Origin of the sequence: Ensifer sp. Root31 (assembly GCF_001424825.1) — a bacterium.
GTDB lineage: Bacteria > Pseudomonadota > Alphaproteobacteria > Rhizobiales > Rhizobiaceae > Ensifer > Ensifer canadensis.
In genome coordinates this window covers 109,065-116,348 of record NZ_LMCO01000015.1, presented here as the reverse complement: position 1 = coordinate 116,348, position 7,284 = coordinate 109,065, and the positions used below count along the sequence as shown (strand labels likewise).

At 62.8% G+C, this 7,284-nt stretch carries 8 protein-coding genes; 7 read left to right on the top strand and 1 reads right to left on the bottom strand.

Going from position 1 to position 7,284, the window contains the following annotated elements; all coding sequences use genetic code 11:
• Positions 1-130 precede the first annotated feature (130 nt).
• Positions 131-994 carry a DMT family transporter gene (locus tag ASD00_RS16335; RefSeq protein WP_025428409.1) on the top strand — a complete coding sequence of 288 codons (864 nt, stop codon included), beginning with the start codon at positions 131-133 and terminating at the stop codon, positions 992-994.
• 21 nt (positions 995-1,015) lie between these two features.
• On the opposite strand, the gene ASD00_RS16330 is transcribed toward ASD00_RS16335, so the two are convergent.
• Positions 1,016-1,909: a LysR family transcriptional regulator gene (locus ASD00_RS16330; protein ID WP_025428408.1), complete on the bottom strand. Its 894-nt coding sequence runs from the start codon at positions 1,907-1,909 to the stop codon at positions 1,016-1,018.
• A gap of 115 nt (positions 1,910-2,024) precedes the next feature.
• Between ASD00_RS16330 and ASD00_RS16325 the strand changes: the two genes are divergently transcribed.
• The 6 genes from ASD00_RS16325 (at position 2,025) to ASD00_RS16300 (ending at position 7,151) form a co-directional block, all read left to right on the top strand.
• On the top strand, positions 2,025-2,936 hold the full coding sequence (locus ASD00_RS16325) for an NmrA/HSCARG family protein (RefSeq protein ID WP_057207571.1): 912 nt from the start codon (positions 2,025-2,027) through the stop codon (positions 2,934-2,936).
• A gap of 25 nt (positions 2,937-2,961) precedes the next feature.
• On the top strand, positions 2,962-3,210 hold the full coding sequence (locus ASD00_RS16320; RefSeq protein WP_198956878.1) for a DUF2798 domain-containing protein: 249 nt from the start codon (positions 2,962-2,964) through the stop codon (positions 3,208-3,210).
• 129 nt (positions 3,211-3,339) lie between these two features.
• Complete coding sequence (locus tag ASD00_RS16315) at positions 3,340-4,086, top strand: GntR family transcriptional regulator (RefSeq protein WP_025428406.1); 747 nt, start codon at positions 3,340-3,342, stop codon at positions 4,084-4,086.
• A gap of 173 nt (positions 4,087-4,259) precedes the next feature.
• Complete coding sequence (locus ASD00_RS41745; protein WP_038577785.1) at positions 4,260-4,946, top strand: putative N-acetylmannosamine-6-phosphate 2-epimerase; 687 nt, start codon at positions 4,260-4,262, stop codon at positions 4,944-4,946.
• Positions 4,943-5,809 carry an ROK family protein gene (locus tag ASD00_RS41740; RefSeq protein ID WP_244496067.1) on the top strand — a complete coding sequence of 289 codons (867 nt, stop codon included), beginning with the start codon at positions 4,943-4,945 and terminating at the stop codon, positions 5,807-5,809. Before ASD00_RS41745 ends, ASD00_RS41740 begins: the two co-directional genes overlap by 4 nt.
• Positions 5,810-5,837: 28 nt before the next feature.
• Positions 5,838-7,151, top strand: coding sequence for an extracellular solute-binding protein (locus ASD00_RS16300; protein WP_244496068.1), 1,314 nt, complete (start codon positions 5,838-5,840; stop codon positions 7,149-7,151).
• Positions 7,152-7,284 lie beyond the last annotated feature (133 nt).

Below are 7,284 nucleotides of genomic sequence, written 5' to 3'. Positions count from 1 at the left end.
AGATGCCTGTCGCGCGGAAGGAAGAGATTTAGCCGATCGGCGAAAATGCCGATCAATAACCAACCGAACCCAAGGAAAAGCCGCCAATCGAAGGCGTTTTGCCCCTTGTGTTCTTTCATTGGAGACGACAATGGACAGAACGACGACCGGCTGGATAAACGGCTTTCTGGGTGTGTTGATTTTCAGCGGCTCGCTGCCGGCCACACGCGCTGCCGTCATGGACTTCGACCCGGTGTTCCTGACGGTCGCGCGCGCGGCCATCGCCGGTGCACTTGCGCTCTGCCTGCTCCTTGTCTTTCGCCAACCCAAGCCGACACGTGCCGATCTCTTCTCGTTGGCGATCGTTGCCTTCGGCGTCGTACTCGGTTTTCCGCTGCTGACCGCGCTGGCGCTTGAGCATGTGACATCGGCCCATTCGATCGTCTTCGTCGGATTGTTGCCCTTGGCGACCGCAGTCTTCGGCGTGCTTCGCGGCGGCGAGCGACCGCATCCGGCCTTCTGGCTGTTTTCCTGCCTCGGCAGTGCACTGGTTGCCGGTTTCGCGCTCACGCAGGGCTTTTCGGCCTCGCCGGTCGGCGACCTCCTGATGCTTGCCGCAATCATCGTCTGCGGTCTTGGTTATGCCGAGGGAGCAAGCCTGTCGCGCAAGCTCGGCGGCTGGCAAGTGATCTGCTGGGCGCTGGTACTGTCGCTGCCGGTCATGATCGGTATCGGCCTCTTCACGAACCCGCCGTCCTTCGAGATGGTGAATGGCGCGGCCTGGACCGGGCTTGCCTATGTCTCGGTCTTCAGCATGCTGATCGGCTTCGTCTTCTGGTATCGCGGACTCGCGCTTGGCGGCGTCGCCGGCGTCGGACAGTTGCAGCTGCTTCAACCGTTCTTCGGCCTCACGCTTGCTGCAGCGCTTCTCCACGAGCCGGTTAGCTGGGCTATGCTGGCTGTCACCGGCGCCATCGTGCTGTGCGTAGCCGGCGCAAAGAAGTTCGCGAAGTAGACGGCAGGTGCGCAGCCTCCGTCAGAGATGATCGAGTTTGAGCCGTTTGCTGAGGAGGTCGATAAATGTCCGGACCTTTGCCGTCGGCACCCTGCCCTCGCGCCACAGCACGTGGATCGGAACGGGCGCAGGCTCGAACTCTTGAAGTACAATCTCGACCCGACCCTCGGCGATCAAGTGCTCGATCTGCCAGAGCGGAGAGTAGCCAAGACCGAGCCCCTCGCAGACGGCGGCATAGATTGCCGTCATGGCGTTTACCCGCAACGGGCCGGCTACTTTGACCTCACGCGGCTTGCCGTCGATCGAGAACATCCACGCGCCGGGCCGGTCGCCACCTGAACGAACGACACAATTGTGCTGCTTGAGTTCATTTGGATGCATCGGCCGGCCATGGTCGGCGAAATAGGACGGCGTGCCGAAAACCACACGGCGCAGCGCGCCCAATCGCTTTCCCATCAGACCGGAGTCAGCAAGGTCTCCAATCCGCACCACCATGTCGAGCCCGCCGTCTGCGAGGTCGACGAACGCATCGGAAAGGTCGAGTTCGACCTCGACCTTTCGATGTTTCCGCATGTACTCGGCGACGATCGGCATCAGGAAGCGCGGGGCAAACAGCGCTGGCGCGCCGATCCGCAGCACGCCTGAAGGCTCCATCCGTCGCTGTGCCGCCTCAAGCCTGGCTTCGCGGATTTCATCGACGGCAGGTTTGATCCGGCGATAGAAGATTTCGCCAGCCTCGCTCGGCGTCGAGCGGCGCGTCGTGCGGTGGATGAGTTCCACGCCAATATCGTCTTCAAGAGCGGCAAGCGCACGGCTGACGGTTTGCAACGGCCGCGCAAGACGGCTGGCCGCCGCCGTCAGGCTGCCGAGTTCCACCACGGCGACGAACACTTCCAGGTCTTCGATACGGCTCATTCCATTATCCCGCTTTTGTAGAGAATAAATCACATTTTTGGATGATTGTCCAAATTTTTGCCGAACGATAATCTGCGTTCACATTGAAGTGACGAGCACAGGAAGGCGAAATCGCATGACAGCGAGAGGCAAGAAAGCGACCGGAAATAGGATACTTGTCGTCGGGGCAACCGGCCGGTTTGCCGGGCCTGTCATGCCCGAACTGGTCCGCCGCGGCGCCGTCTTGCGCGCCCTGATCAGGGATCAGTCCAATATCGGCCTGGCGCAATCACTTGGCGCCCGACAGGTTGCGGTCGGCGACCTTAGAGATCGCGACAGCCTCGACATCGCACTGCAGGGCGTCGACGGCGTCTTTCATCTCGGACCGGCTTTCGCGCCGGACGAAACGGCGATGGGCATCGCGATGGTCGACGCGTCGGTCCGTGCGGGCGTGAGGAAGTTCCTCTTCTCCTCGGTCATTCAGCCGACGAACACGCGGCTGAAGAACCATGCTGCCAAGATACCGGTCGAGGATGCGCTCTATTCGTCCAATCTCGAATACACCATCCTGCACCCGGCAAACTTCATGCAGAACATCCGCTCAGCCTGGCCGACCGTCGTCGAACAGGGCGTCTTTTCCGAACCCTTTCCGAAGACCGCGCGTGTGGCACGCGTCGACTATCGTGACGTCGCCGAGGTGGCGGCGATCGCGCTGACCGAGGACCGGCTCGCCTACGCCAGCCTCGAGCTCTGCGCCGATGGTCGCCACAACAGGGAAGAGATCGCCGAGATGATGGCAAAGGCGCTTGGCCGGCCGATCGCGGCCGGTGAGATCGGCTTCCACGAATGGGCCGCTCCGGCGCGGGCAAAATACACCGAGCACCAGCTAGGCCTGCTCGCCAAGGTTTATGAGCACTACGCAGCCGTCGGCCTTGGCGGCAACAGCCTGTCGCTCAGGGCCGCTCTTGGGCGGGAACCCCGGAGCCTGCAGTCCTTCATCGAAGAGCTGGCGGCCGGCGCCAATCCCCGCCTTCAGCCCCACGCCTGAACCTTGAAACCGGAGCATGACCCAAATGCCGAAGAAACTTCCTCCGCGCTATAACGCCGTCGCCATGCCACTGGTGCTGTCGGTGCTGATGTCCTGCCTCGTCTCGGCCGTCTCGACCACGGCCAATGCCGGCTTCAGAGCCGATCTGTTCTCCCTGTGGATGAAGGCCTGGGGCATTTCGTGGCTGGTGGCGTTTCCAAGCCTGCTGCTCGTGCTGCCACTGGTACGCCTCATCGTCGCGGCGATCGTGCAGGCACCGCAGGCCAGACGTTGAGTCTGGCTTGATAAACGGTCGAGCCGTGCACCGGCTTGGTAAAAGCCGTAAAATTCGGCCCCCAGTACAATACCAGTTTAACACCGGGCAAAAATATTGCATAAGGAGGCATCTCAAGCAGGTGTCTCCATGAGCGATCAAGCAACTCTCGATTTTCTGTTGCAGACCATGTCCGGCGAGAGCGGCGAGCCGCTCTACCGCCGGCTCGGCGAAGCGATCAAGGCGGCGATCGGCGCCTCCGTCATACGGCATGGTGCAGTCATTCCGAGCGAGCGGGACCTGAGCGAGGGTCTGGCGATATCGCGCGTGACAGTGAGAAAAGCCATTGAGGGCCTGGTCGCCGAAGGGCTATTGGATCGGCGCCAGGGCGCAAAGACCGTCGTCTCTTCGCGTGTCGAAAAATCGCTGGCGACGATGACAAGCTTTTCGGAGGATATGCGGTCGCGCGGGCTCGAACCCGGATGCGTCTGGATTTCGCGGGAGATCAGCCGCCCGTCGCCGGCAGAGATGATGGCGCTCGGCATTCCCGTCAGCGAAAAGATCGTTCGCCTGCGGCGGCTGCGCACCGCCGACAACACCCCGATTGCCATCGAGACCGCGGCACTCCCCGCCCGTTTCGTGCCGCAGCCTGAGGCGATCGGCGCCTCGCTCTACGAGTATCTGGCCGCCCATGGCGCCCTTCCCGTCCGGGCGCTGCAGCGCATGCAGGCAAAGCCGGCGAGCGAGGAAGAACGCCGCCTGCTCGCGACACCCGAAGGCACCAGCCTTTTGATCATGGAGCGCCGCTGCTTCCTCGCCGACGGCCAGATCGTCGAGTTTACCCAGACCAAATATCGCGGCGACGTCTACGACTTCGTCATCGAATTGATGCGATAATACCAGTTTACTTCCTGTTGCAATCTGGTCTTGCCCTGTTACCGTAATGGCCTGATCGGGTCGCAACGGTACGGGCTGACACAGCCTCAAAGCCATGATGCGGCCGAGTAGCAAATGCGTGCGGGGAGCGGCTGATATCGCCAAAGGTCGTTACCCGCGCCAGAGGAGCCGGCGTGACATTCGAGATCCAAAGCCTGAAGAACGGACTGATCGTTTCCTGCCAGCCGGTCAAAGGCGGCGTCATGGACAACGCGGCGATGGTCGTCGGCTTCGCCTTGGCGGCGCTTAATGGCGGTGCGGCGGCGCTCCGGATCGAATCTGCCGACTACGTCCGCGCCGTTCGCCAGGCGACCGACCGGCCGATCATCGGCCTCGTCAAGCGCGACCTGACGACCTCGCCTGTTCGCATCACGCCGCTGATCGAGGATGTAGATGCATTGGCCGCGGCGGGCGCGGATATCATCGCCTATGACGCCACGCAACGGACGCGCCCGGTCGAGACCAGGCGCCTGATCGAGCGCATCCAGGCAACAGGAAAGATCGCCATGGCCGATTGCTCTGTCAGCAGCGACGCAGCGCAGGCCTTGCGCGAAGGCGCCGAAATCGTCGGCTCGACACTCGCCGGCTACACCGGACCGGTGGAGCCGACCGAACCGGACTTCGCGCTCATTGCCGCCATGCGCAGGCTCACACCCTTCGTCGTTGCGGAAGGCTGCGTCCGCACCCCGGAACAGGCGTCGCAAGCGCTGCGGGTCGGCGCCTTCACCGTCGTTGTCGGCTCCGCCATTACCCGGCCGGAACACGTGACCTCCTGGTTTCGCACAGCGCTCGACGAAACCCTGGCATCGAGCGGGGCATGAATGTGATGGCGCAGGCGCAGGCCACCCTCTCCATCGACCTTGGCGGCACGAAGATGCTGGCGGCGCTGGTGCGCGACCGGACCGTTCTCGAAACGCACAAGATGGCGACACCCCGCGGCGGCGATCCGGCCGAATGGCTGCAGGCTTTGTTCGACGCCATCACCATGTGGAACGGTCGCTACGACAAGGTCGGCGTCGCCGTTACTGGCATCGTCGACGATGGCCATTGGTCGGCGCTCAACCGCAACACGCTCGATATCCCCGATCGCTTCCCGCTGACCGACGTGGTCGCGGCACTTTCGGGCTCGCCCGTCCTTGCCGCCAACGACGCCCAGGCGGCGGCCTGGGGCGAGTTCAGCTTCGGCGCCGGCCGGCGCGAGGACATGGTTTTCCTCACGGTTTCAACAGGCATTGGTGGCGGCATCGTCGTCAACGGCCGTCTGCTCGGGGGCCTTGCCGGGCACTTTGGCCAGTTCCGCCTTGATGAGGCGACGCACCATACGCTCGAAGGCCAGGTTTCCGGCCATTGGATAGCCGGGGAGGCCAGCGTCCATCAAAAGGATGCCACCGCCCGCGAGGTCTTTGCAGCGGCCGACGCCGGGCAGGAGTGGGCGCGCCGGATCGTCGAGGCCTCGGCACGCCAAACGGCTTTGCTGTGCCGCAATATTCAACTCGCGCTCGATCCGAAGCGCATCGTCATCGGCGGCGGCATTGGGCTGGCGCCGGGCTACCTGACATCCATCGAGCGCGCGCTGGGCGACCTTCCGCCGCGCCTCAAGCCATCGATCCACGCCGCCGAACTCGGGGAGAACGCTGGCGTGGTCGGAATCGCAGATCTTGCAGAGCGTCAACAACAACTTTGAGGGAGAACCAAAGATGACACTTGCGACCATGAAACGAGGAGCGCTGCTCGCAGCCAGTATCGCCGGCCTTCTGGCAAGCCCGACACTGGCAGAAGTCACCGTGCTCGGCTGGCCCGGCGGCCCGGAGGAAGTGGCGCTGCGCGCCGCCGCTGACACCTACAACGCAAAGCCCGACGTTGCCGACAAGGACAAGGTCGAGCTGCTGTTCTTCAACCGTGAGGGCTTCTGGGACAAGCTGCAGGCCGACCTTGCCGCCGGCTCCAAGGCATTCGACCTCAACCTGCTCGCCACCTACTCGATCGGCCGCTACGCGCCGTTCATGGAGCCGGTCGTACTGTCTGAAGAGGCCAAGGCCGTCTATGGCGACTCGGTGCTTTCGACGATGCAGTATGAAGGCAAGCAGTACGGCGTGCCGACCGACCTGTCGCTGCATTTCATGTATTTCCGCAAGGACCTCATCGACGCCCTGATGAAGGACGATGCGGCAAAGGCGAAATATGCGGAGATCTCGGAGAAATACCTGGGCAAGAAGCTGGAGCCGAAGGCTCCGGACGAATGGACCTGGGACGACTATGCCGCAACGGCGCTTTACTTCACGCAAGCCGTCAATCCGGACAGCCCGACGCGCTACGGCACCGTGCTGCAGCTCAAGAACCTGCTGTTCAACATCATGATCTGGCAGTCGGTGCCGCGTGCCTACGGCGCCAACTGGATGGACGACAGCGGCAAGATCACCGTCAATTCCGACGCCTATCGCAAGGGCCTGGAAATCTACAAGCTGCTCTATGACAACGGCGCAACCCCGCGCGACTCGCTCTCCTACGAGTTTGCGGAAGCGAACGCGGCCTTTGCTTCCGGTCAGGTGGCGGCCATGCTGCAATGGAACGCCGCCGCCGGCGATCTGACCAGTAAGGAAAAGTCACCCACTGTGGCCGAGGTCACCGATACCGTAGCCCCTCCCGCCGGTCCGGAAGGGCGCTTCACCCATATCCACGGCCTTGGCTTCGGTCTCAACAAGAACGCCGAGAACAAGGAAGGGGCGGCCCTGTTTCTGAAATGGCTGTCGTCCAAGGAAGCAGCACTGATCTACGCGAAAAACAACGGCGCACCGGCACTGACGCCGGAGGTGGTGGCCGAAGTCGCCGAGGCACGACCGGACCTCGTCAAGCTCGGCGAGTTCGCCGGCAAGTACGGTTATGTCATGAACGGCGGCACCTCGGCCAAGGCGCTCTCGGTCTATGAACTGCAGGCCAAGGAGTTCACCGGTTACTGGTCCGGCCAGCAATCGATCGACGACGCGCTCGCCAATACCGAAAAGGGCATGGCCGAACTGCTGAAATAAGCGAAAGCACTGGCGGCGGGTGACTGTCGCCGGTGCCCTTCGGCAATACCGGTAGTCAAGGAGTGACAGGCGCCCGCCGGGAAACTGTCTCTCCGTGGCCGCCGACACCCTAAGACAGGTAGACACAGATCGG